The 21,541-nt window shown below is 58.9% G+C and carries 17 protein-coding genes, 1 tRNA gene and 2 pseudogenes; 7 read left to right on the top strand and 13 right to left on the bottom strand.

Annotated features, from left to right (window positions below; all coding sequences use genetic code 11):
* Nucleotides 1-6: 6 nt before the first annotated feature.
* The 3 genes from VDP79_RS02625 to VDP79_RS02615 all read right to left on the bottom strand — a co-directional run bounded on the left by VDP79_RS02625 (nucleotide 7) and on the right by VDP79_RS02615 (nucleotide 2,058).
* Complete coding sequence (locus tag VDP79_RS02625; RefSeq protein ID WP_323016677.1) at nucleotides 7-474, bottom strand: hypothetical protein; 468 nt, start codon at nucleotides 472-474, stop codon at nucleotides 7-9.
* Between the two features lie 162 nt (nucleotides 475-636).
* Nucleotides 637-710: transfer RNA gene (locus VDP79_RS02620), tRNA-Cys, on the bottom strand.
* 52 nt (nucleotides 711-762) lie between these two features.
* Nucleotides 763-2,058, bottom strand: coding sequence for a ferric reductase-like transmembrane domain-containing protein (locus VDP79_RS02615; RefSeq protein ID WP_323016676.1), 1,296 nt, complete (start codon nucleotides 2,056-2,058; stop codon nucleotides 763-765).
* 303 nt (nucleotides 2,059-2,361) lie between these two features.
* On the opposite strand from VDP79_RS02615, the gene VDP79_RS02610 reads away from it, so the two are divergent.
* Nucleotides 2,362-3,852, top strand: coding sequence for a helix-turn-helix domain-containing protein (locus VDP79_RS02610; protein WP_323016675.1), 1,491 nt, complete (start codon nucleotides 2,362-2,364; stop codon nucleotides 3,850-3,852).
* Nucleotides 3,853-3,887: 35 nt separating this feature from the next.
* Here VDP79_RS02610 and VDP79_RS02605 read toward each other — a convergent pair whose 3' ends face one another.
* The 6 genes from VDP79_RS02605 to VDP79_RS02580 all read right to left on the bottom strand — a co-directional run bounded on the left by VDP79_RS02605 (nucleotide 3,888) and on the right by VDP79_RS02580 (nucleotide 9,038).
* Nucleotides 3,888-4,106, bottom strand: a complete 219-nt coding sequence (locus VDP79_RS02605; RefSeq protein ID WP_323016674.1) for a DUF2274 domain-containing protein — start codon at nucleotides 4,104-4,106, stop codon at nucleotides 3,888-3,890.
* Nucleotides 4,103-5,380, bottom strand: a complete 1,278-nt coding sequence (locus VDP79_RS02600; protein ID WP_323016673.1) for a TrbI/VirB10 family protein — start codon at nucleotides 5,378-5,380, stop codon at nucleotides 4,103-4,105. The genes VDP79_RS02605 and VDP79_RS02600 overlap by 4 nt, the downstream gene beginning before the upstream one ends.
* A gap of 2 nt (nucleotides 5,381-5,382) precedes the next feature.
* Nucleotides 5,383-6,387: a P-type conjugative transfer protein TrbG gene (gene trbG, locus VDP79_RS02595; RefSeq protein ID WP_323016672.1), complete on the bottom strand. Its 1,005-nt coding sequence runs from the start codon at nucleotides 6,385-6,387 to the stop codon at nucleotides 5,383-5,385.
* Complete coding sequence (trbF, locus tag VDP79_RS02590; protein ID WP_323016671.1) at nucleotides 6,384-7,088, bottom strand: conjugal transfer protein TrbF; 705 nt, start codon at nucleotides 7,086-7,088, stop codon at nucleotides 6,384-6,386. The genes trbG and trbF overlap by 4 nt, the downstream gene beginning before the upstream one ends.
* Nucleotides 7,089-7,105: 17 nt before the next feature.
* A complete protein-coding gene (gene trbL, locus VDP79_RS02585; RefSeq protein WP_323016670.1) occupies nucleotides 7,106-8,404 on the bottom strand; it encodes a P-type conjugative transfer protein TrbL in 1,299 nt (432 codons plus the stop codon).
* A gap of 286 nt (nucleotides 8,405-8,690) precedes the next feature.
* Nucleotides 8,691-9,038 carry a DUF2958 domain-containing protein gene (locus tag VDP79_RS02580; protein ID WP_323016669.1) on the bottom strand — a complete coding sequence of 116 codons (348 nt, stop codon included), beginning with the start codon at nucleotides 9,036-9,038 and terminating at the stop codon, nucleotides 8,691-8,693.
* 265 nt (nucleotides 9,039-9,303) lie between these two features.
* Here VDP79_RS02580 and VDP79_RS02575 point away from each other — a divergent pair, with 265 nt between their 5' ends.
* Nucleotides 9,304-9,594, top strand: coding sequence for a helix-turn-helix transcriptional regulator (locus VDP79_RS02575; protein ID WP_323016668.1), 291 nt, complete (start codon nucleotides 9,304-9,306; stop codon nucleotides 9,592-9,594).
* Between the two features lie 33 nt (nucleotides 9,595-9,627).
* Here the strand turns inward: VDP79_RS02575 and VDP79_RS02570 are convergent, their stop codons facing one another.
* The gene (locus VDP79_RS02570; protein ID WP_323016667.1) at nucleotides 9,628-9,948 is read right to left on the bottom strand and encodes a DUF736 domain-containing protein; all 321 of its coding nucleotides are present in this window, start codon (nucleotides 9,946-9,948) and stop codon (nucleotides 9,628-9,630) included.
* A 923-nt stretch (nucleotides 9,949-10,871) separates the two neighbouring features.
* On the opposite strand from VDP79_RS02570, the gene VDP79_RS02565 reads away from it, so the two are divergent.
* The gene (locus tag VDP79_RS02565) at nucleotides 10,872-11,951 is read left to right on the top strand and encodes a DUF262 domain-containing protein (RefSeq protein WP_323016666.1); all 1,080 of its coding nucleotides are present in this window, start codon (nucleotides 10,872-10,874) and stop codon (nucleotides 11,949-11,951) included.
* Nucleotides 11,948-12,586, top strand: coding sequence for an MAE_28990/MAE_18760 family HEPN-like nuclease (locus VDP79_RS02560; RefSeq protein ID WP_323016665.1), 639 nt, complete (start codon nucleotides 11,948-11,950; stop codon nucleotides 12,584-12,586). Before VDP79_RS02565 ends, VDP79_RS02560 begins: the two co-directional genes overlap by 4 nt.
* 148 nt (nucleotides 12,587-12,734) lie before the next feature.
* Here the strand turns inward: VDP79_RS02560 and VDP79_RS02555 are convergent.
* A pseudogene (locus VDP79_RS02555) lies at nucleotides 12,735-13,367 on the bottom strand (chromosome partitioning protein ParB); the annotation flags it as partial.
* Nucleotides 13,368-13,422: 55 nt separating this feature from the next.
* Here VDP79_RS02555 and VDP79_RS02550 point away from each other — a divergent pair.
* Nucleotides 13,423-14,510, top strand: a protein-coding gene (locus VDP79_RS02550) for an IS3 family transposase (protein ID WP_323016664.1) whose coding sequence is annotated in 2 segments (ribosomal slippage) — nucleotides 13,423-13,675 and nucleotides 13,675-14,510 — 1,089 coding nt in all. Because the reading frame shifts where the segments join, the coding sequence is not laid out codon by codon here.
* 42 nt (nucleotides 14,511-14,552) lie between these two features.
* Here the strand turns inward: VDP79_RS02550 and VDP79_RS02545 are convergent.
* A pseudogene (locus VDP79_RS02545) lies at nucleotides 14,553-16,016 on the bottom strand (ParB/RepB/Spo0J family partition protein); the annotation flags it as partial.
* Nucleotides 16,017-16,097: 81 nt separating this feature from the next.
* On the bottom strand, nucleotides 16,098-16,937 hold the full coding sequence (locus VDP79_RS02540; protein WP_323016663.1) for a DUF932 domain-containing protein: 840 nt from the start codon (nucleotides 16,935-16,937) through the stop codon (nucleotides 16,098-16,100).
* A 733-nt stretch (nucleotides 16,938-17,670) separates the two neighbouring features.
* Here VDP79_RS02540 and VDP79_RS02535 point away from each other — a divergent pair.
* Entirely contained in the window at nucleotides 17,671-19,752 is a 2,082-nt protein-coding gene (locus VDP79_RS02535) for an ATP-dependent endonuclease (RefSeq protein ID WP_323016662.1), read from the top strand.
* Complete coding sequence (locus VDP79_RS02530) at nucleotides 19,749-21,482, top strand: UvrD-helicase domain-containing protein (protein ID WP_323016661.1); 1,734 nt, start codon at nucleotides 19,749-19,751, stop codon at nucleotides 21,480-21,482. The genes VDP79_RS02535 and VDP79_RS02530 overlap by 4 nt, the downstream gene beginning before the upstream one ends.
* Nucleotides 21,483-21,541 lie beyond the last annotated feature (59 nt).

Genomic DNA, 21,541 nt, shown 5'->3' with positions numbered 1-21,541 from the left:
CTGTCCTTACAGCGCCAGTTGCCCCGCCGTCATTTGCTGGGCCTGATCCAGACTTGCATTCCGGATCAGGCTGGCCAGCTTTTGGGTGGCCTGTACCAAGGCGCTGTTCACCGCCGATATCTGCGCCTGCAGCTGCAAGAGACGGACCCGCTTCGTTTCGGCAGGCATCTGCTTGTCGGCCTGGACTTGCTGCAATTCACGCGCCAGCCGGTTCAACATCTCGCGCAGATCCCGGATCATCCGCAACAGGCTCTTGGCCCCGTCGGGCAGATCGCTGTCTTCGATATCCTGGTAGCGGCTCTGGACCGCGCCGGTCTTGGACAGCGTCCGGCCCAGATTTGAAATCGAGCTTTGGGCGGAGAGCGGCGAGAGTGGCGGCGCCAGGTGCGTGACGCCGGCGACAGTCTTCCTCTCTGCGGGCGAGTGATCGGTCGCAGCGGGCAAGACGGAGGAGAGCGCTTCGAGCGGCATCATGGCAAAGTCCAGCGGAAAATCCCAGTAGATCAGTCGGCCTCGGTGGGGGCTATGACAGATCTACGGCAGGAATCCGGGGGTCTTTACCTTAGTGTTCAGGGGGGGGGGGCTGATTGCGGGTGTGCCGCAGGGCTTTCGCTGACTGGAAAGCCGCATGAAATCTGGAGGCGCAAGCCGGAATCGAACCGACGTATACGGATTTGCAGTCCGCTGCATCACCACTCTGCCATTGCGCCGGTGACGGGCTGGAATAATCCAGCCAAGTCGATCATTATACGATAAATTCTTTTAGCGCATGTCGAACGCCTCCCGGTGTACAGAGACACCCTTCAGGCCCCTGGATTGCAGACCGGATTCCAGTTGTCGGGCCAGCCCGGCGGGGCCGCAGAACCAGACGTCCATGGCTTCGCCGGCTTGCGCTTGGCTGGCCTGGTGCAGTGTGCCGGCATCCAGGCGCTGACCGGCGCTGGCATCATGCACGTGCAAGGTGATGTGCGGCAGCGGGGAGCACAGTTCGTGCAGGCGGGCGACAAAAGGATCGCGCGCTGCGTCGCGCACGCAGTAGTGCAATTGCACGTGCGGGCTGGCCTCGGGGCGGGTCTGCAGCGATTCCAGCCAGGCCAGAAAAGGCGTGATGCCGATGCCGCCGGCCACCCAGGCCTGCCGGTCTTGGCCGTGCCGGTGGTCGAAGCGGCCATAGGGGCCTTCGACGTGAACGGGCTGGCCTGCCTGCAGGCTTTGCGCCAGGGTGCGGGTGTAGTCGCCCAGCGCCTTGATCTGAAAGCGCAGACGTCCCGCCTGCGCCGCGCTGGCGATGGTGTAAGGATGGGCGCCTTCTTTTGCGTCAAAGGTCACAAAGGCGAATTGCCCCGCCTGATGACCGGGCCAACTGGCCTCCATGGCACACACGACTTCGGTGATGCCGCTTTCCAGCTGGCGTACGGATTCAATGCGTCCGGCATGGCGGCGGCGCTGGCCGATGCGCTGGCGCAGGGCCGGAATAGCCGCCAGACTGCCGCCCAGCATCAGGGCGCCCAGGATGAATCCTAGGGGCTGCAGCCACCAGGCCGCCGGTGTCAGGGCGACGGTGTGAAACACCAGCGCCAGGTAGAACAAGGGCATGACCCGGTGCAAGATGCGCCAGGACTTGTAGGGGAAGGCTTTCCACAGCGTGACCAGCAGCGAGACGATCAGGGCGTAGATGATCCATTCCCCTATGTCTTTGGCCAGCCCGTGGCTGGATTGCAGAAAGTCCGGCACGGCGATTTTGGGCGGTTTGTTGACGGCGGCGCCGACCAGGCTGCGCAGGACGCCTCCGCCGAGTTCCAGCAGCCAGTGGGCGATGCCCAGGCTGATGGCCAGGATGCCGGCCCATTTGTGCAGGCGGTAGATACGGTCCATGCCGCCCAGCGTGGATTCCAGCCAGGCAGGCCGGGTTGCCAGCATCATCACCAGCGACATCAGGCCCATGGCCCAGATGCCAGTCAGGTAGATGCCCTGCTTACGGGCGACCCAGATCGCATCGCCGGCCATGGGATGCAGGATCAAGGCATCCCAGGCCCAGGCCAGGGTCAAGGCCCCCAAAAAATGGCCTGTGTCAAGTCTTTCATGCAGCTCACGCAAAACTTGAAACTGTATATGAGACAGCAGGTTAGCTCGTTCTTAGGCTGCTTTGCAGAGGTGCGACTTCATGGTCTAGGAGCCACATAGGAGCGTCGCAGTGGCAAGCCATGTCGCGTTGCATCGGTATCGAAAACCGATGGACATTGCGAACAGCAGGTTGTCAGCATAGCCCAGTTCTTCACATCCCAGCTTGACCCATGGCTTGACTCCCAAACTCTTCCATAGAATAATTGATGTCATATTTTTTAACTGACATCGTGTTTTATGGCACCAGAAACCATTCCAAGACCGGAGCAAGTTCGTGCCGCGCGCAGCTTGCTCGGCTGGTCGCAGCAAGATCTCGCCGCCAAGGCAGGGGTTGCAATCTCCACGATCGCTGACTTCGAACGCGGGCAGCGCAGTCCTATACCAAACAATGCGCTTGCCATCCGTCAAGCGTTGGAAGCGGCGGGTGTGCTGTTTACCGAAACAGGCGTTAGTCATGGCTTTCATTGGACGTTCATGACTGAGCGCGGGACGAGTGGCTTGATCGTCACTTTTACCCCCGAAGCGGCCGGGCCAGTGATCGACTTTGCGTCAATCTTTGGCAAAGTCGAGCCTCCAAAGGTTTCGATCGACACAATCCAGTGCGCAACGCCAGAACTCAGGAACAAGGTCCACGATTACGTCGATCGGCATGCGGCTAAAACGCCACATCTGTTCCGCTTGCGCAAGATGCTCGACGACATGCCTGACGGGGAGTTCTTCCTGCTCCTGCCAACGCCGCCGTCCTCAACGGCTGAGCAATTTCGCTATGAGCAGGTACTGCACCAGCTCAATCATCCGCAAGAGCAACCTCTAGATGAACACTTGCAGGTCTTCGGGCGCTTGCTTGAGAAATATGACTTGTGCATGCCTCGAACCGACAAACATTTCAACATCGGCAATGCCAAGAAGGCAGACAGAACTTGTCGATTTTGTGGCAACTCAAGGAAGACTGGAGCACAATTCAATAAGGAGGCCCATGCCATTCTGGCCGCACTGGGCAACAAGTACCTCAAGCTCGCTGACGAATGTGACGATTGCAATCAGTACTTCGGAGACAAGATCGAGCCCACCCTTGTCGAGCTTCTCAATATCCAGCGGGTGTTTCTCGGCATTGAGGCTCGCGGGTCATTGCCTACTGTTAAATTCCCAGGGGGCAGGCTGTTCCGTGATGGCAACAACGACAAGATGATGGTCGTTGTATCCGAGAAAATCTCTGAGGATGCTTCCGGTGTACTGACTGCGCAACTAGGAACGGGAAAACCCATAGTCCCACAGAGTTTCTACCGCGCTCTGAGCAAGATCGCCCTATCTGTTATTCCAGAACAAGAACTTCCTGCACTGGCGAAAACGATCCGTTGGGTACGCTATGGCGAATTTTCCGAAACTCCTTTGCCGAAGATAGCCGCTGCAGTGGTAATGCTCCCTCCCGACCCATCGGCCCAGATCACTTTATACATCCGCAAGGAGCCTCATTCGAAGATGCCCCATGTCTTGTGCGAATTCCGACTGGGGTGCTACATGTACGTCTATGCCCTGCCTTTCTCCGAGAGAGATGATGGAAACCTTTTGGGATTCTTCGAGGAAGAGGAATTCAAGCAAACTTTTCGGCACTACGCATCGGTGCCCTCGTGGAGTCAACAGGACTACAGCGGAAACCAGGAAATCCAGGTGCTCCAAAGTATTAGACTGCAACCGAGCAACGCGCCTATTGATGGGCAACCATCCTGATCGCTGATTGCCTAAGCTGCTCTCGTGTCAATCCCTCACTTTGAGAGCCGCTTGAAGTTTCGATCGCCCAACATGAACGCCTCCAGCATGTGCGGGATCAGCGTCGAGGCATCGACCGCCTCGCCATACGCCTGCCCATGCAGCGCGGCGTAGCGGTCGAGATCGGCTTTCAAGTTGGCCGGGCAAGCGAAGGTCAGCTTGACGCTTTCGGTCTTGGGTAGCGGCCCCAGCCGCAGTTTCCTGGTCGTGCTCATCGAGAAGTCCCCTTGTTGAAGAACAACGGCTGATAAGGCCGCAGCACCAGATCGCGGTTGACGATGATGCGCACCGGCAAGCCGGGTCGGCTGGTCAATGTAGGTTGGATATTGAGGTTGCGCCGCGTCACTTCCTGGCCGACCTGGTTCACCGTGTCCTGCAAGCTGTCGCGTCCGGCGATGATGACGCGATCGCCGTCCTGGCGGTTCTCCGGCGCGGCCAGCTCGGCGCCGATGCCGAGTAGCGTGGTCAGCGCCGCACCAGCAAAGATGCGATCCCAATGCCAATCCACGTCGTCTTCCAGACCGGCATACCCGGCCGGATCGGTGCCGACCAGGTTGTCGAGCGTGAGCGATGACGTATCGGGCAGGATGATGCGGTTCCACACCACCTGCACGCGGCTCTGCCCGTAGCTGACCTGGCTGTTGTACTTGCCCAGAATACGCGCCCCCTGCGGGATCAGCAGGAACTTGCCGGTGTTCGTGTCGTAGACCGGTTCCGTCACCGTGGCGATCACGTCGCCCGGCAGGTCGGACTTGATGCCCGTGACCAGTGCCCCGGCAATGACCGTTCCGGCCATCACCTGATACGGTGAGGTGGGCATTTGCAGGTTGCCGGAATTCCGGGTTTCCGTAGAGCCGCCTGTCAGGAACGCCTCTTTCTGGTCTTGCCGGTTCTGCACGGCAGTCGGATCAACAGGCTGGGCCGCCGTTGAGGCCGGGCCAGCGGCCAGTGGATCGAAAGCGGCATTGGCGGCGAAGCCTGGTGCGGCAGCGACCTGCGACTGCGCCACGGGCGCTGCTTGCGGGGAACCAGTGCGGAAGAACACCGATGAAGCTGCCGCTGCTTCTTCTTCCTTGCGCAGTGCATCGTTGGGGTCGTAGCCCGGCGCGGCATAGGTGGCGGCGACCGGCTGCTGCGAATTGACGATGGCCGGCCCCAGATCACCCGGCAAAGGTGGCCCCAGCTCCGGCACGTCGGGCGGCAGCGCTGGCAGCTTGGAATAGTCCGTTGGCAGCGCATCCAGCCCTTCCGACTTGGACACGCGATCCACGTTGTACAGTTCGGTGGATTCGCCTGCGCCACGTTGTTGCGGTTGCAGCGACCAGGTCAGTGCGCCCATCACGCCAACCGACAGGCCGCCGGCGAGGATCGCCAGCGTGCGCCGGTTCAGGCGCGTGACCGGGCGCGGTTGGGCGCGCAGCGCCACCGCCTCGGGTGCCACCTTGTCCGCCTGCGGCGTGGCAAGATCGGGAGTGTCGTCCTGGGGCATGCTCAGTTCCTCCCGGCAATGCCATCCGTGCGCTTGATGCGCACCACGTCGCCCTTGTCACCACCCAGGCGCAGTTCTGCCGCGCCGAACAGCCGATCCACGATGTAGTACGGCGAGCGGAAGCGGTAGTTCACCAGTTGCCCATCTCCCTGTGCGCCGATGACGAACAGCGGCGGCAGCTCGCCCTGGGCGATGCCCGCCGGGAACTGGATATAGACCTTCTCGCCATCATCGAAGGCGCGCAACGGCTTCCACGGCGGGTTGCTGCCACTGATTGCATAGCGAAAGCGGATCTTCTCCAGCGAAAGCCCCGCATCGACCGGCGCGGCAGCGTTGGCGGCTTGCGCCTGGCGCTGCAAGGCCAGCATCCGATCCTTGGGATAGTCCCAGGACACCGACGCCATCCATGCTTTGTCGGTCGAAGTCAGTTCCAGCAGGTACGTCCTGCGACTGGTGGTGATGACCAGATTGGTCTTCAAGCTGGAACGGATTGGTTTGACCAGCACATTGACGCGCAGATCGGCCCCGCTGCCGCTGGAGGTGTCACCCACGATCCAGCGCACGGTATCGCCCGCAGCGACCGTCACCAGTTCCTCGCCGGGCTGCAGCGCGATCACCGTCACGCGACCCACCGACGCATAGACCTGGTACAGCGCGCCGTCGGTGAAGGGCCAGACCTGGATCGCATTGACGTAGCCCTCGCGGGTCGGTGCGATGCGTGCTTCGGCATTGGCGCGGGAGACGCGCACCTTCTCGTCGGCAGGCTCTGGTGCCGCCGGGGCCGCATCGACGTCCGGCAGCGGTTTCAACTGCGCTGGCAATGCCAACGGCTCGGGCACAGCCACGACTTCGATGGGCTTGGGCAGCTCGGGCAATGGCTGCGCCTGCACCGGCTCATCGAGCGAGATCACCGGCGGCGGTTTGCCCTGCGTGGCGCAGCCTGCAAACAAAACAGTCGATGCCAGCAGGATCACCGGCAATGCGGTTTTACGGAAACGTGCATTCATGGTTTGGCTCCTTCAGAAGAATCCAGTTCACGGCTCCACGACAGGGCATTGACGTAGATGCCCAGCGGGTTGCGGCGCAAGCGTTCTTCGGTGCGCGGGGTCTGCTGCACGATGGACACCACCGCCGTCCATCGCTCCAGCCCGGCAGCCGCACCATTGACGTAACGGCGTTCCGTCCAGCGCACGTTGAACGACGCATCGCTGGCGCGAACCACACTGGTGATCTGCACCGTCACCGACTCCTTGCCGATGCGGGCGAACGGGTCATTCACCCGCGCGTAGTCGTTGAGCACCGCCGCGCCCCGATCGGTGGTGTAGTCGTAGGCATCGAGCCAGTTCTGGCGCACGACGATGGGGTCGATGGACAGCGAGCGCACCAGCGTCACGAAGCGCGCGATGTGGTGCGCCGTCTGGGCATCGGTGGGCCGGTACGGCGTGGCCGCTTCGCCCACGGTGCGTACCTGGCCGGACTGATCGACCTCGATGACATAGGGCGTGACGATGGATTGGGCCGAGCGCCACACCAGGCCACCGGCCATCAGCAGCGCGAGCACCAGGCAGCCGAAGGCCATCAGCCGCCAGTTCTTGGCCTGAACGCGGGCCGAGCCGATGCGCTCGTCCCAGACCTGGGCTGCGGATTGATAGGGAGTAGCAGGCTGCGGCGTATCGGCATAGCGCACCTGCGGTCGTTTGAATCGCATGGAGTTCTCCTTGAAAGTCAGCTATCGGAATCCCGCAGGCTCGGGCCTTGGCCCGAACCGCCGCCGTCGCCACCGCGCAATGTGTGTGCGGCCGTGGTGGTGGCCTGGGTGAGCTGTTGGTGACGTTGCAGGCGCTTGGCCCAGCCGGGTTGTTCCTGCTTCTGCGCATTGGCCGTGTCGCCAGCGGCATCGCTTGTGGTGGCCTGCCCGGAGCTGGCAGCGCCACCGCCGGAACCACCATCGGTGCCGGAGCCTTGCCAGCCTGCTTTGAATGGCACAGCCGCCTTGGCTGCCGCCGCTTTGATGCCTGCACCGGCGCGTTGGCCAGCGGCCTGTGCGCCGCCCTTGGCGACACTGCCCAGCCCTGCCATCGCGCCTTTGGCACCGCCACCCGCAGCGGCAGAACCGGCCTGGAAGGCCGACTTCGCGCTGCCAGCCGCCGAGGTCGTGGCCCGCGCGCCAGCCCCGGCCAGCTTGGCGGCAGCCGGTGCCATGCGCGTCCCGGCCATCACCGCACCGCCCACGCCGGTGGCCGCAGCACCTACGGCCACCGCCGCGCCTGCGGCACCAATCGCAGCACCGGCCATCGCGCCTGCACCCAATTGCGGTGCGCCGGATACCAAGCCAGTGGCGATGCCAGGGCCGAAGATCCCCAACGCCAGCAGCGTGAGCGAGGCCAGCATGATGACCACCGCATGGTCAATGGACGGCTCGGCTGGATGTACTTGGAACTCGGCGAACAGACCCGAGCCGATGCCGACGATGACGGCCAGCACCAACACCTTGATGCCTGAGGACACCACGTTGCCCAGCACCTTCTCGGCGAGAAAGCTGGTCTTGTTCCACAACGCGAACGGCACCAGCACGAAGCCTGCGAGTGTGGTCAGCTTGAACTCGATCAGCGTGATGAAAAGCTGGATCGCCAGCACGAAGAAGCACAGGATCACCACCGCCCAGGCCAGGAACATGACCACGATGGGCGTCAGGTTCACGAACACCTCGGGAAAGCCAGCCATGTCGCTGATCTGCTCAAGGATCGGCGCTGCCGCGTCGATGCCGGTCTTGGCCAGGCGTCCCGGTTGCAGAAATTCGCCCATGCTCATCGTCGAGCCGCTGGCCGTCAGGCCCAGGCCCGCGAACGAACGGAAGACGATGCTGGCCAGCCAGTTGAAATTATTGATGATGTAGGCGAAGGCACCGACGTACAGCACCTTGCGCAGCAGCTTGGCGATCACGTCATCGCCCTGGCCGGTGGCGTGGCTCGGCACTGCGATCAGCCATGAGGCAACCTCCCTGTGCTGGGGGTGCGTCGCCACGGCGAAACGGCGTGCTACGAGGCCATCGTCAAAACGTCATGGGTGAAGCGTAAACTGGCAGTGTCAAGACCGATGAACTCCGATGCGTTGCTGAAATCGTCCGAGTGCGACGGCGGCAACGCACTCCAATGGCATGCCGCGTCGGTCAGCTTGCCGCAGCCCGCGCCAGGCATCATGACCGTTTCGATCAGGCACGCACCGCTTCGGTGCAACACTGCCGATTCAGACCGAACGGGTCACAGACCAGACTGAAATAGACACGGTGCGCCCCGCTTGGCGGTGGCGCTCAATCGGTGATGGAGCCGTTGTCTTCGGCCAGTCGCAGGTATTCCGACAGCCGCCGCACGGGCTGAAAATAGCGATCCCGCATCACGGGCTGCTGGCGCGGCCCAACGATACCGGCCAGGTCGGAAACCTTCACAGTACCCAGTGCAGGCATGCCAATTCCCAAGTCGATCAGGCCGTGGGCAGTATCGCCATCGGCTGGGTCGAGCGAAGCCAGCAGCCAGGTAGCGTGAGCATCTGGCGTGAACAGGCGTACCACGGGCTGCGGGTCGGTGTCCTGCCCGGCAGCGCGGGCCTGGCCGTTGGACAGCAGGCGCGAGCGCTCGTCGGCGGTGATGAGCGGGGTCATGGTTGCACTTCCACGGATACACAAAGCATCAGAGACGCTTTACCGCTTTCCCTCGAAAGCGCGGATGTGCAAGCCCACACATCCGCAGAAGCGTAGAAGCACGAAGACACATGCACGGAAGTCAGGAAACACACAGATCAGGCTCTCCACTTTTGAAGAAAGCCGCCGATGCGGATTTCAGTAAAAGCACAAAAACAGGTGAGATTGGATGAATGAGTTAAATATAACGTGGTTTTAATTGTGCTGTGAATCGACGCTTCTGTCTATGCAGAAGCGAACCGTCCAGCGCGGCCGACCGGCCGGCTCCACCACCTTCGACGCCGAATTGGCCCTGGCTTTCGGTGTGGCGGTGCGTGCGCTGCGCACGGAGCGCGACATCGCCCAGGAAACGCTGGCCAACCTGGCCGGTATTGAGCGCTCGCACATGGGCAAGATCGAGCGTGGTGAGCATGCACCGACCCTGGCGATCATCTTCAAGATCGCCGGTGCGCTGGAGTGCAGCACAGCAGCGCTGATGGCCGAAGCGGAAAACCGACTTTCGGCTTCCGAGACGTAACACCCCGCCGCGATGGACGGGGCGCCGCGGCGGTTACGCCGCTTTGGGCTTGCTGCGCGACCAGATCAGGTCATGCGTGCCGTCCTCGCTCTCGATCAGGCGGGCATAAACCGTTGCAGGGAACGAAGGATCGTCCAGGGTCACGGACACATAAGGGCGTCCGGCCTCGCTGGTCTTTTTCCATGCTGCGCCGATGTCGTGGCCAGCTGCTTGCAGGCGGTAGTCGGGTGCGCTTTCGTTGTCACCCTTGTCGTTGGCAACCAGCTTGACCTTGACCTTGACGTTGAGGGTCAGGGTGCGAAGCGTGCCGGTGAAGCCGTCTTTCTCTGCGGTGAAAGTGCCGATGTTGGCCATGATGAATTTCCTTTCGGTTGAACAGGTTTCGCGCCCATCGCGTCCTGTTGTGATCCGACCGGCGGGGGGCGGGCTGGCTGCACCGCTTGCGGGCGCAACACAGTGGAGCGCCTGGAAGCGAAAAGAATTTGCCCCGCGAGGAATGCGCGCAGTGCAGGGGAAATTGTTTTCGCTGGAAGGTTGCAGCCATAGAAGCCCGGCCACCGCCAGGATTCACAAACAGACAGGACGCCCTGGGCCGACCCGCTCCGAAAGGAAACATGGCCGACTCGGCTCCCCGCGTGACGGCTTCACCGGCTTGCGCCCTGACACGGGCAAGGACAACGCCCAGCGACAAGGTGAAAGCGCCCCTGACGTAGCAGGCGGCCTCTTGCTTGAGGCGTGACGTGGAAGCGCCATTGCAAGGCCGGGCGGCGTGTCGGTGAACCGTCCTTCGTGACGTACAGGCGACGAACTGCCAGCGTCGAGGACGGCACGCTTTCGTGCAACCTGCGGCAGCAAGCCGGGCCGATACGGCGCAGCCGGTTAGACCGCATCGAGGGGCGCCAAGCTGCACGCGGCGGGGATAGCCGCAGGGCTTTCCCCTGGAGGCAAGCGGAGCGCGCAGCGCCTCAGGCGCGAAGGCGTGAGGGATTGAAGCCGAATGGCCGTGACGGCAAAGGCGGCACGGACCACAGCAAGAAAGCCCGGCGGCGCATCGCGTCGACACGCGTAAGAATAGGGCCAAAATGGGCTCGGCCTTACCAGACTTGACGCTATAGTTATGCAGCGCAGCACGATAGAAGTCATTTCATAAGTTGGTTTTCTACCCGAAACCTGTCCGCAGCCCATTGACTGCGTGAAGCCGCCTAACCTGGAAGGTATTTATGAAATGACTTCTAGTTATTTGCAAAACTCACTTAAATCAATCAAGAGGGAATGCCATGTTGACTGAAGATAGATTGTCAAAAATCGAAGAACAGATTACCGAAGAGAAGAAAACAGTTGACTTCGATACAAGAGAATTCACCATTGAATTTTTAGTGAAAAAATACACAGAAAAAAGAGAATCCGACGAGAACGATATCTTTGTTCCAGAGTATCAGAGAGAGTTTGTCTGGGATGATGAGCGGCAATCGCGGTTAATTGAATCCGTCACTCTTGGGCTGCCGATCCCAATTATATTTCTTGCCGAGGATAAAAATGGGAGACTGGAGATTGTTGATGGCTCCCAGCGCATTCGCACTCTCGCCGCATTCATTAATTGCGAACTAAGGCTTGAGGGATTGGAGAAGCTCACGGAAATGAATGGCATCAAATTTAGCGATTTACCTGTGTCGCGGCAAAGAAAAATTAATAACACCCCAATTCGAATGATTGTCCTATCGGATGCAGCAACCGAGGAGGTACGCAACGATTTATTTGATCGAATAAACAGGGGAAGCGATCTTCTCAGAAACATGGAAAAGAGAAAAGGGATATATCACGGGCCATTCAATGACTTTATTTATAAAGTCTGCGCAAAAAACCCATTGCTCCCCAAATTAACGCCACTAGCCAAATCAGTGCGAAATCGACAAGAGCATGAAGAGCTCGTTCTTAGATTCTTTTCGTTTTCCGATAAATATCCGGACTTCTCGCTTCATCATCGCGGCGTTGGCACAGCGCTGGATCAATATATGGATGAAACCAATCAAATCTTTGACGCCGCCAAAGGGGCAGAAAAATTGGCAAGCTTTGAGGCTATGCTCAATTATGTAAATAAATCATTTAAATATGGATTCTCGCGCGGGAAAGATAAGTATGTCTCACGCACCCTATTTGAGGCGATTTCAGTCGGAGTGCATCTTGCACTTAAGGAAAATCCAGATTTGCCGACTAAAGAGGTTGATACATCAAAGTGGATGCAGGACAAAACGTTCTATTCTCTTGTTGCGGGAGAGAGGCAGACTCACAGTAGTAGAAGAATAGCAGGAAGAATTGAATATGTGCGAGATCAGCTTCTTGGGAAGCAATCTGCATGAATCAGCTTCATGCGGATATCCAGGAAAAAAAAGCAGAGGCAGAACAAATGATGGAAATAATTTCATGTATTTCCAGTATGAATGGAGCTATCGTGAAAACGGCAATTCTAAAATCATCATTTGTTTTACTGTTGTATAACGCAATCGAGTCAACGGTCTTTTCTGCGTTTGACAGAATTCATGAGGAGTTATCAGGCGAGAGTTACTTGGCATTAAACCACCAGGTGCGCAAGATATGGGTTGATTATTATTTTTCTAATCACGCGCCAAGTTCTCACTATGGCAATCTGGAAAGGACGCTTGAGCAGACCCTGCGACTTCCTTTGCTTGGGGAGTTTATGGGCAGAATAAAACTATTCTCAGGAAATCTCGACGCGAGAAAAATAGATGGACTCCTGTCCAAGTATGGGATAGGGGCGATTAGAGCCATCGACAAGGGCAAGCTAGTAACAATAAAAAACAGAAGAAATACGCTATCTCATGGAGAGAAAATGTTTAAGCAAGCATGTCGAGATTTAAGCGAAAATGATCTTAACTCTCTTAAGTCAGCAACGTTCAGTACACTCGATGACTTGGTTGCTCAAGTGGACTTATATCTAAAGAAAAAGAGATATTTAGCTACACCACTTGCATAGCTCATATGCCGGGCCAAAGAAACGAGTGCGACAAGGACAGACCGGCATTTGATGTGTGACACGACATTAGTCGGTCGGATTGTTCGGGCAGCTCTCCTTTCAAGCAAAGCGCCCCGGTCAAGACCGGGGCGCTTTGCTTAGGCTCGGGTCAAGCTGCCAGCGCCTCGGCTGGTTCATCCGCCATTGTCTCAGCATCCTCCGGGGCGTCCTGCTCCGGGCCTGCGTCCTGCGCGCTTTCCTGTACTGCCTGCTGCGGGCCTGCGGCCTTGAAGATGGCAGGCATCCAGCCGGTGCCATCGGCCAGCCGTTCGGCTTCACTGGCAATGTCGCCCTTCTTCAGCTTCGCCAGCCGGGTGACGTGTTCCGGTGCGAATTCGCCCACGACTTCCAGAATCGCGGCCTTCGGCACATGTTGGAAATAGCCGGCTGCGGTGGGTTGCCACCATGCCGCCATGTCCAGCCCCACCGCCTGCGCCAGTTCGGCACCCGGCTGGTGCTGCGTGGCGCGGGGCGTCACCACATCGACCGTGGATGCCACGCATACGGCCAGCAGGCGCACCAGTTCATCCTGCGGCTTCGCCAGCAGTGCGGCGAACAGTTCGGCGCTGTCCTCCGGCAAGGCTTCACCCGCTACCTGTTGCAGTTCGCGCAGTGCCACGGCGGCGGGCGATTCCGGCCAGTCCGGGGCCATGCCTTCCAGCCGGTCTTGCTGGGTCAGTTTCACGCCCAGCGGCAGATCGTGGCCGTAGCGGCTGCCTTGCAAGACAGTCTGGGTAATCCCCCCATAAAGGCGGTGAGATCAGAAGTAGAATTTTCTCATTGAGGAGTTCTACAGCATGAAGAAGTCACGATTCACAGACAGCCAGATCCTGGACGCGATCAAACGGGTAGAGGCCGGCATGACGGTGCCTGAGATGTGCCGTGAACTGGGCATCAGCTCCGCGACGTTCTATAAGTGGCGCGCCAAGTACGGCGGCATGGATGTGCCGATGATGTCGCGGATGAAGGAGCTGGAAGCGGAGAACGCCCGGCTACGCAAGATGTACGTCGAAGAGAAGCTCAAGGCCGAGCTGCGCGCGGAGGCTCTCGAAAAAAAGTGGTGAAGCCATCTCGCCGCCGCGAGATGGCTCAACGTGTGGTGCAGGAGTGCGGGGTATCGGTCCGGTTGGCCTGCGAGACGTTTGGCATCAGCCAGACGTGCTATCGCTATGAGGGCAAGCACAAGGCTGAAAACGACGAAATCGCCGACTGGCTGCTGCGCCTGACGGACAACCACCGCAACTGGGGATTTGGGCTGTGCTACCTGTATCTGCGCAACGTGAAGGGCTTCGGTTGGAACCACAAACGGATCTACCGCATCTATCGGGAGTTGGAGCTGAACCTGAGAATCAAGCCGCGCAAACGCCTGGTGCGCCAGGCGCCCGAGCCGCTGACGGTACCCGCCGCCACGAATCAGGTCTGGTCGATGGACTTCATGCACGATCAACTGTCCGATGGACGCAGTATCCGGCTGTTCAACGTGATCGATGACTTCAACCGCGAAGCGCTGGGCATCGAGATTGACTTCTCCTTGCCCTCGGAGCGGGTCATCCGTGCGTTAAAACAGATCATTGCCTGGCGCGGCAAACCCTTGGCGATTCGTTGTGACAACGGCCCTGAATACCTGAGTTCAGCGATCACAGAGTGGGCACGCCGGTGGGGCATCAAGCTGGAATACATCCAGCCGGGCAAGCCGCAACAAAATGCCTACGTCGAGCGGTTCAATCGAACTGTGCGCTACGAATGGTTGTCCCAATATCACTGGGAAGATCTGGATCAGGTCCAGCGCGTAGCGACAGAGTGGATGTGGTCCTACAATCACGAACGCCCAAATATGGCCTTGGGCGGCATCACCCCAAAACAGCGGCTGGCCATGGCCGCATAGCCTGCCTACTTCTGGCAATCGCTAAAAATGGGGGGATTACCTCTGCACCATGCCATACACCAGTGCGGCCAGCGCCACCTGCGGATGCCGGGCCACTTCGATTTGCAGCGCGGCGGTACGGTGTGCGCTCAACCGCTGCGCCAGTCGGTCGGACATGGCGGCGGGCTTGGGGGCGTCGTCGGCTTCCTCGCCTGCGTCGTCGTTCCTGGCTTCGCCCTCGCTGCCGAAACCCTGCCGCAGCCGTTCAAGCGTGCGCAGTGCCTTGGCCTCGGCTTCGCGCAGCAGGCCACGATGAATCACGGCCTCGCCGTTGCGGTCGATGGTGACGATGGCACCGGCGGCAGCTTTGACGGCTTCCCCGTAGTCCTGCAAGCCATCTTCCAGCGCCTGCAACTGTTCGCCCAGGTGTTCGCCTTCCTCCTGCAAGGCGTCGGCCTTTTCTTCATCGTCGGCGTCCAGTGCGGCATCCACGGCCTCGGCCAGCGCCTGCATCTTGGTTTGCAGCTTCTCGATGCGTTGGGCTTCGCGCTTGTTCGGGCTGCGGCGCTGCCTCGGGGCGCGCTGGAAGGCTTGCAGGTCGGCATGGGTCATGCCCGGCGTGGCATCCACCCACGCCCAGCCTTCGGCTTGCACCTCGGCGGCGATGCCTGCCAGCTTGTCCTGCGCCATCCGCTCCAGCAGCGTGGCATCGGTCAGATACACGCCACTATCGGCTTCTGCAAACAGATCGCGGCGTGTGCCACCGCCTGCGGCCTCGTAGGTGTCCAGTCCGACGAAGCGCACCAGCGGGTGCCGGTGGGCGTCAATCTCGCGCTCGGTCAGGCGGTCGCGCAGGTTGTGCGGGCTGCGCTGCCATGTCGGCGCATCGTAGAACGCGGCTTCTTGTGCGGTGTGGTCGTCGGTGATGGCAAGGGCCATCAACTGGTCAAGGCTCACAGCCTCGGCCCGGTAGTCGGCCAGCAGGCGCGGCGACACGTTGGCGAGTTTCAGGCGGCGCTGCACCACCAGCGGCGTAACGCTGAAATCTGCGGCAATGTCCTCGATGGGGCGGCCTTCGGCCACCAGCGCGGCGAATGCCTCGAACTGGTCGGCGGGGTGCATGGCTTCACGCTGCACGTTCTCGGTCAGGCTGGCGGTGCGGGCGGTGCCATCGGCCACCAACAGGCAAGGCACCTCCCATTCCCTGCTGATACGGTGCTTTTTCGCCAGCAGCTTGAGGGCGGCAAGGCGACGGCCTCCGGCCACGACTTCGTAACGCTCGCCGTCAGCGGTCGCGGTCACGATCAAGTTTTGCAGCAGGCCGACACGCTGGATGCTGGCGGCGAGTTCAGGAATCGACATGCGCGGGGTCTTGCGCACGTTGCGGCCCGTGGGGCGCGATACCAGCCGCGACAGCGGCACCAGAATCAGATTCTTGCTCGGGTCGGCGGCTTCCAGCAGCACGGCAGGCGCGGCGCTGGCCGTGGCGTGGATGGCTTGGGCTTCGGTGTGGTTGATGGCGTTCATGGTGAAAACTCCTTGCGATGATGGAATGCAGCAGCGAATGACGCGGCAAGGGTTGCTGCCTGCCCCTGCCGCGCAGGGGAATCAGGCTTTCAACTGGCGCAGACCATCGGCCAGCAGCCACAGGGCGCGATTCAGACGCACATCGGAATCAATGCCCTGCACCGGGCGGGTCTGCTGACGGCGTCCGTTGGCGCTGCGCCCGTGCAAACCGCCTTTGGTCAGGTTCTCTTGGGTGCGGTTGAACACGCTCCACAAGTCCGGGCGGCGGTCGTCGAACCTGCGCGGCATCAGGATTTGCGATTCGGTGATGGGTGCGGGCTTGTCCGGGTCGTCGTACTTGAGCGACAGCGCGGCGCGGGCGAATACTTCGGCCTCGCCTTCGTCCAGCGTGATGGCCTGCATGGATTCGCGGGATTCCAGCGCACGGTCAAAACCGTGCAATACCTGATAGGCACCTTCGATCACTTGTCCGGCCACGTCGCCCTTATGCGGCACGCGCACATCGGCCACGGTGTCGCCGCAAACAAGGCCATTGCTGCACACGAAACGGAACATGCCGGCCAGCATCTGGTAGCTGCTGGTGCCATCGTGCGAGTTCAGCAGGATAATTTCGTTGGCTTCGCCTCGGGCGTTGATCTGGCTGGCATGGCGCAACCGGATCATGTGCTTGGTGAAGTCGCGGCGGTCTTCGTGGCGGGTGCGGGTCTGCGTCACCATGAAAGGCTGAAACCCTTCCTTGCGCAGTTCGGTCAGCACCGTGGCGGTGGGGATATAGGCGTACCGCTGGGAGCGGCTTTCGTGGGGCGCTTCCGCAAAGATGGACGGGGCCACGCGGTGAATCTGGTCATCGGACAGCGGGGAGTCGCTGCGCAGTACCGGGGAACGGGAAGCAAAGCGCGAAGCAAGGGGGGATGCGTACATGGTTTTTCTCCTGACGAAAAGGGTTTGCTGTTCAAACCGCACACCGGATTCCAAGATTCGGAGCCCAGCCTTTCGGCTGTTCGGTGCGGTTGGCACGAGGAACCCGGTTGGCCCTGTTGCCACCGTCTTTCCTGAGTTCATCGCCCGCGACGGTCAGGAGCCCACGGACGTGGGCCGTCAAGGAGAAAAGCGACAGGTAGGTGCGGCCCGCAGGCGCAGCCGAGGACACGGCCTGGCGCGCCTTGATGGCACGCGGCCACGGGCTACAGTCGCGAGCAAGGTGATGGAGTCAGGAGAGACGGCTGGACATGGCAACGGCCGCCGCGATGTGCAAACCGCACGCAAGCGAAGCGCGCAGGCCCGAAGCTGGAAGCCGGGCCGTAGGCGTCAGGGATGTGGAAGGCTGGCGAATGCCAGTCCCGTCAGGGATGAGCGAAGAGCGAACCTGGAGCAGCGCGGTCTGCGAAGCGGAGACGCAAGGCTCTTCTTGGCTTATTATCTATTTGTATGATTGTATTTTTCGGCAGGTACGGAAGCTCGTTCGACTAATTCGATGCCTGACAACGGACTCAGCTGTGCCAGCCTCACATCCGTCAGTAAATGACTGTTTTGAACAGATATATTGGTGATGACGCAGTTGGCGATAAATCTCAAAAAGTATTTCCATGCGATCCAAATGCTCAGAATCGGCAAATGTCATCTATTTAATAATTGATGCGAAGATGGGGGAAATATGAGAATTGAGAAAGTAAAGGTCGAAGGTTTCCGACTCCTCCAGGATGTTGAGATCATGCTGGAAGATAGCTCGACTGTGGTAGTCGGTCGAAACAACAGCGGAAAGACCTCTCTCACCGATGTCTTTGATCGCTTCATTGGCCAAAGCGGAGCTCGCTTCCGGCTGGAGGACTTCTCCGCAGCTTCACGGACAAAATTCTTCGAAGCGAAAACACTAAGGGAACGTGGAGCAAAACCTGAAGATGTGCTGACAGCGTTTCCAACGATCGCCCTCACACTGACGTTCGCGTACGACGCAGCCGCACCCAATCTGGGCCCCCTGGCTCCATTTGTCATCGACTTGGATGTCGCATGCACACAGGCATTGGTGCGTGTGGAGTATAAGCCGACCTTAGAAACGCTCCACATCCTGTTCGACATCGCTGCGCCCGCGGAAGGCGTAGAGCAAAACGCTCATTTCCTCAGATCATTGCGCGACACGATTCCCAAGGCATATTCCATAAACGTCAGCGCCATTGATCCGACGGATCAAACCAATCGACGTGATTTTGAAGGAGTCTCTGCTCTTTTGACTCTCGTCCAATGTAATTTCGTCCGAGCACAGCGCACCCTCGACCACGCTAGCCAAGGCGATGCTGACGTGATCGGAAAATTGCTGAGTACGCTTTTCAAGACAGCCTCGGCCCCAACAGCAGCCGCCGCCGATCAAGAACTGGCAGCGAAGCTGAAGACTTCCGTGGAAGAGATCGAACGCGGCGTTCAAGGGGACTTTGACGCAATGCTTAAGAAGCTCCTTCCGACGATGGAGGTTCTGGGCTTTCCGAGTCTCAATGACACCGAGCTAAGGCCAGAAACATCGCTCAACGTCGAGGCGCTTCTTTCGGACCACACAAGGGTGGTATACGCGGGCGCAGACGGAGTTCACCTTCCCGAAGGCTACAACGGTCTAGGGACGCGAAATCTCATTTATATGCTCTTGCAGCTGGAGAGCTACCACAAGATCTATCGCGCAAAGCCAACCCGCCCCGTCACGCACCTGATTTTCATCGAAGAACCAGAAGCTCACCTGCATCCTCAGATGCAAGAAGTGTTCATCAATCAACTGAACATCGCAATCAAAAAACTCTCTGCCACGTATCCTGACGAGCCTACGTGGAAAGTACAGTTTGTGATCACGACACATTCACCGCACGTGGCGAATGCCGCCTCATTCGAGGCCGTACGTTATTTCTTGAACGAGGCACCCAAAACGCCGAATACGCGGCAAACTAAGGTCAAGGACTTCAAGAAGGGGATGGCAAGTATATCGGCTGATGACCAGGACTTCCTCCATCAATACATGACCCTGACCAAGTGCGACCTCTACTTTGCCGACAAGGCAATTATGGTAGAGGGGACCACTGAGCGACTTCTGATGCCGCGGCTGTGCGGTCTCGTGGACAAGTCACTGGACGACAAACACAAGCTGGCCAGGCAGTACGTAACCTGCGTTGAGGTCGGTGGTGCGTATTCTCATATTTTTTACCCCTTGCTGGACTTCCTTGAACTCAAGACTCTAGTTGTTACGGATTTGGATTCCACCAAACCAGTTGAGAAAGAGAACAAGAAGGGAAAAGTTATTACTACGTGGGAGAAATGCCCTGTAGCTGAAGGTCAGCGCACATCAAATGCCGCAATCAAGGATTGGTTCCGCCCACCCAACACAAAGGATGCAAACGGCTGGCAGATCTCGCCGGGTGAGTTGCTTGCAAAATCTGCAAAAGAAAAGATCATTGGGTGCCGCCGCATCGCGTATCAGATTCCAGAGGTCCCCACAGCAGCCACCTGCGCGCGAAGTTATGAAGACGCGCTCGTCCTCGCCAACCCGGATCGATTCGAATGGCCTAAGGAGCAAGACGAGGCCACCGAAGCATGGGACATCGCAAAGGGGCTCGCGAAAGCAGATACCGCTTTGCGGTTCGCTATTCGCGAAAAGGAGTGGAAGGTGCCGCGATATATTGAGGAAGGTCTCGTGTGGCTATCCGAGCCACCACCACCAGAACAAGCCCTAGAAGTGCAGAACGCCCCGGTGGTCGCATGACGGGCCAAGTTAAAAATCCCGCACTTGAGGCAGCGCAACAGGCGCAGAAGAAAATCAACGAAGCCCTTGATGCAGGCCGCAGCTTTAGGCTCGAAGCCGGCGCAGGTGCAGGGAAGACCTATTCTCTGGTCGCGGCGCTAAAACGGCTGATCGCAGAGCGCGGGCCTGCGCTTGTTCAATCCGGGCAAAAAGTAGCCTGCATTACCTTCACTGAGGTGGCTCGGAACGAGATCGCGCAGGAAATTGAGGAACATCCCGCAATCCTGGTCGACACCATCCATGGGTTCTCCTGGACTTTTTTACGCCAGTTTCAGAAAGCACTGAGAGACAGCCTGGCTGAGATGGAGGAGCGAAAGGAGAAGATCGAGCAAGGTGGCGGAGTCGATACAAAACCAGTGGTCTACGACTTCGGCTTTTTCGGGGTCGATGCAGACAAGATAACGCTTAGCCACGACGATATCCCAGAGCTGATGGCGAAGCTCCTATACCAAGAAAAATTCAAGCGCATCTTAAGTCAGCAGTTTCCAGTGATTTTCATTGATGAGTATCAGGACACGCATCGCCAATTCATGGAGTCGATCACGGACAACTTTCTGAGGCCCGCAACCGGTCCTCTTGTGGGACTCTTTGGAGATCACTGGCAAACCATTTATCGAAGTGAGTATGAGCTGGCGCAGTATCCCATTGAAGAGATCGCCAAAGGCTCAAACTTCCGGTCTGTGCCAGCCATCGTAGACGTACTAAACAACCTGCGCCCTGAATTACAGCAGGCTGTTCATGACCCGGAAGCAAAGGGAGAAGCAAGATTCTTTCACACCAATTCCTACTGTGGCGATCGTACAAGTGACAGGCATTCCAAAGGGGACCTACCACCAGACTTGGCGCGAAAAAACCGAGAGGCGTTGACGCAGCGCCTTCAGGCCGAAGGATGGGACATGAGCAAAACGAAGGTACTTATGCTCACTCACAACGTCTTGGCTGCGGAGCAAGGCTATCCAAATATCGCAGAGATCTTTAGCGGGCGCACCGACCTTTTCGCGAAAAAAGAAGATCCTACGATCAAGTTCTTCGCCGAAATTGTCGAGCCGATGTGCGCGGCTTACGCCTCTTCGCGCTATGGAGAAATGTTCAAAATACTTGGTTCTGGTCCCGCGATTGCCAAACACGAGGACAAGGCGAATTGGCGTCGGGATATGGATGCCCTCCAGAAGCTACGGGCAGAGGGCACGATCGGCCAAATTGTCGATTTTTTGCGCTCAACCAAACGACCGTCGCCCCCCGACCGCGTCCTGAGGCGTGAGGAAGAACTTAAGGCGCTGGATGGCACCCCAATCCCCGAGGAGTCATCCGCGCTGCAACGTTACAGCAAGCTTCGGGACGTTCCCTATCGGGAAGTCATTGAGGTAGTCAAGTTCATTGAGAAGCAAACCTCCTTTGCAACACAGCACAGCGTCAAGGGCGCCGAGTTCGAAAACGTCCTGGTCGTATTGGGCGGCGGCTGGAATCACTATAACTGGCCGCAGCTTCTTGAATTGATTCACACCAAGGCGTTGAATGCCAAGAACACTAAAGGCTTCTACCGGGCCCGCAATCTCTTTTACGTGTCCATATCTCGCCCGATGAACCGTCTCGCTGTGCTCGCGACCCAAACCCTTCCTGACCCCGCACTCGAAGCAGTCAAACATCTATTCGGTGCCGGTAATGTAGAAGCACTTGAGGTAATGATATGAGGCTTCTCTCCACCAAATGTAGAAGTTCGCTTAGCGCAGTTCAATTTCTGCTTTGCAGC

The organism is Castellaniella sp., assembly GCF_034675905.1.
Lineage (GTDB): Bacteria > Pseudomonadota > Gammaproteobacteria > Burkholderiales > Burkholderiaceae_B > Castellaniella.
This window is presented reverse-complemented; position numbering and strand designations above follow the sequence as displayed.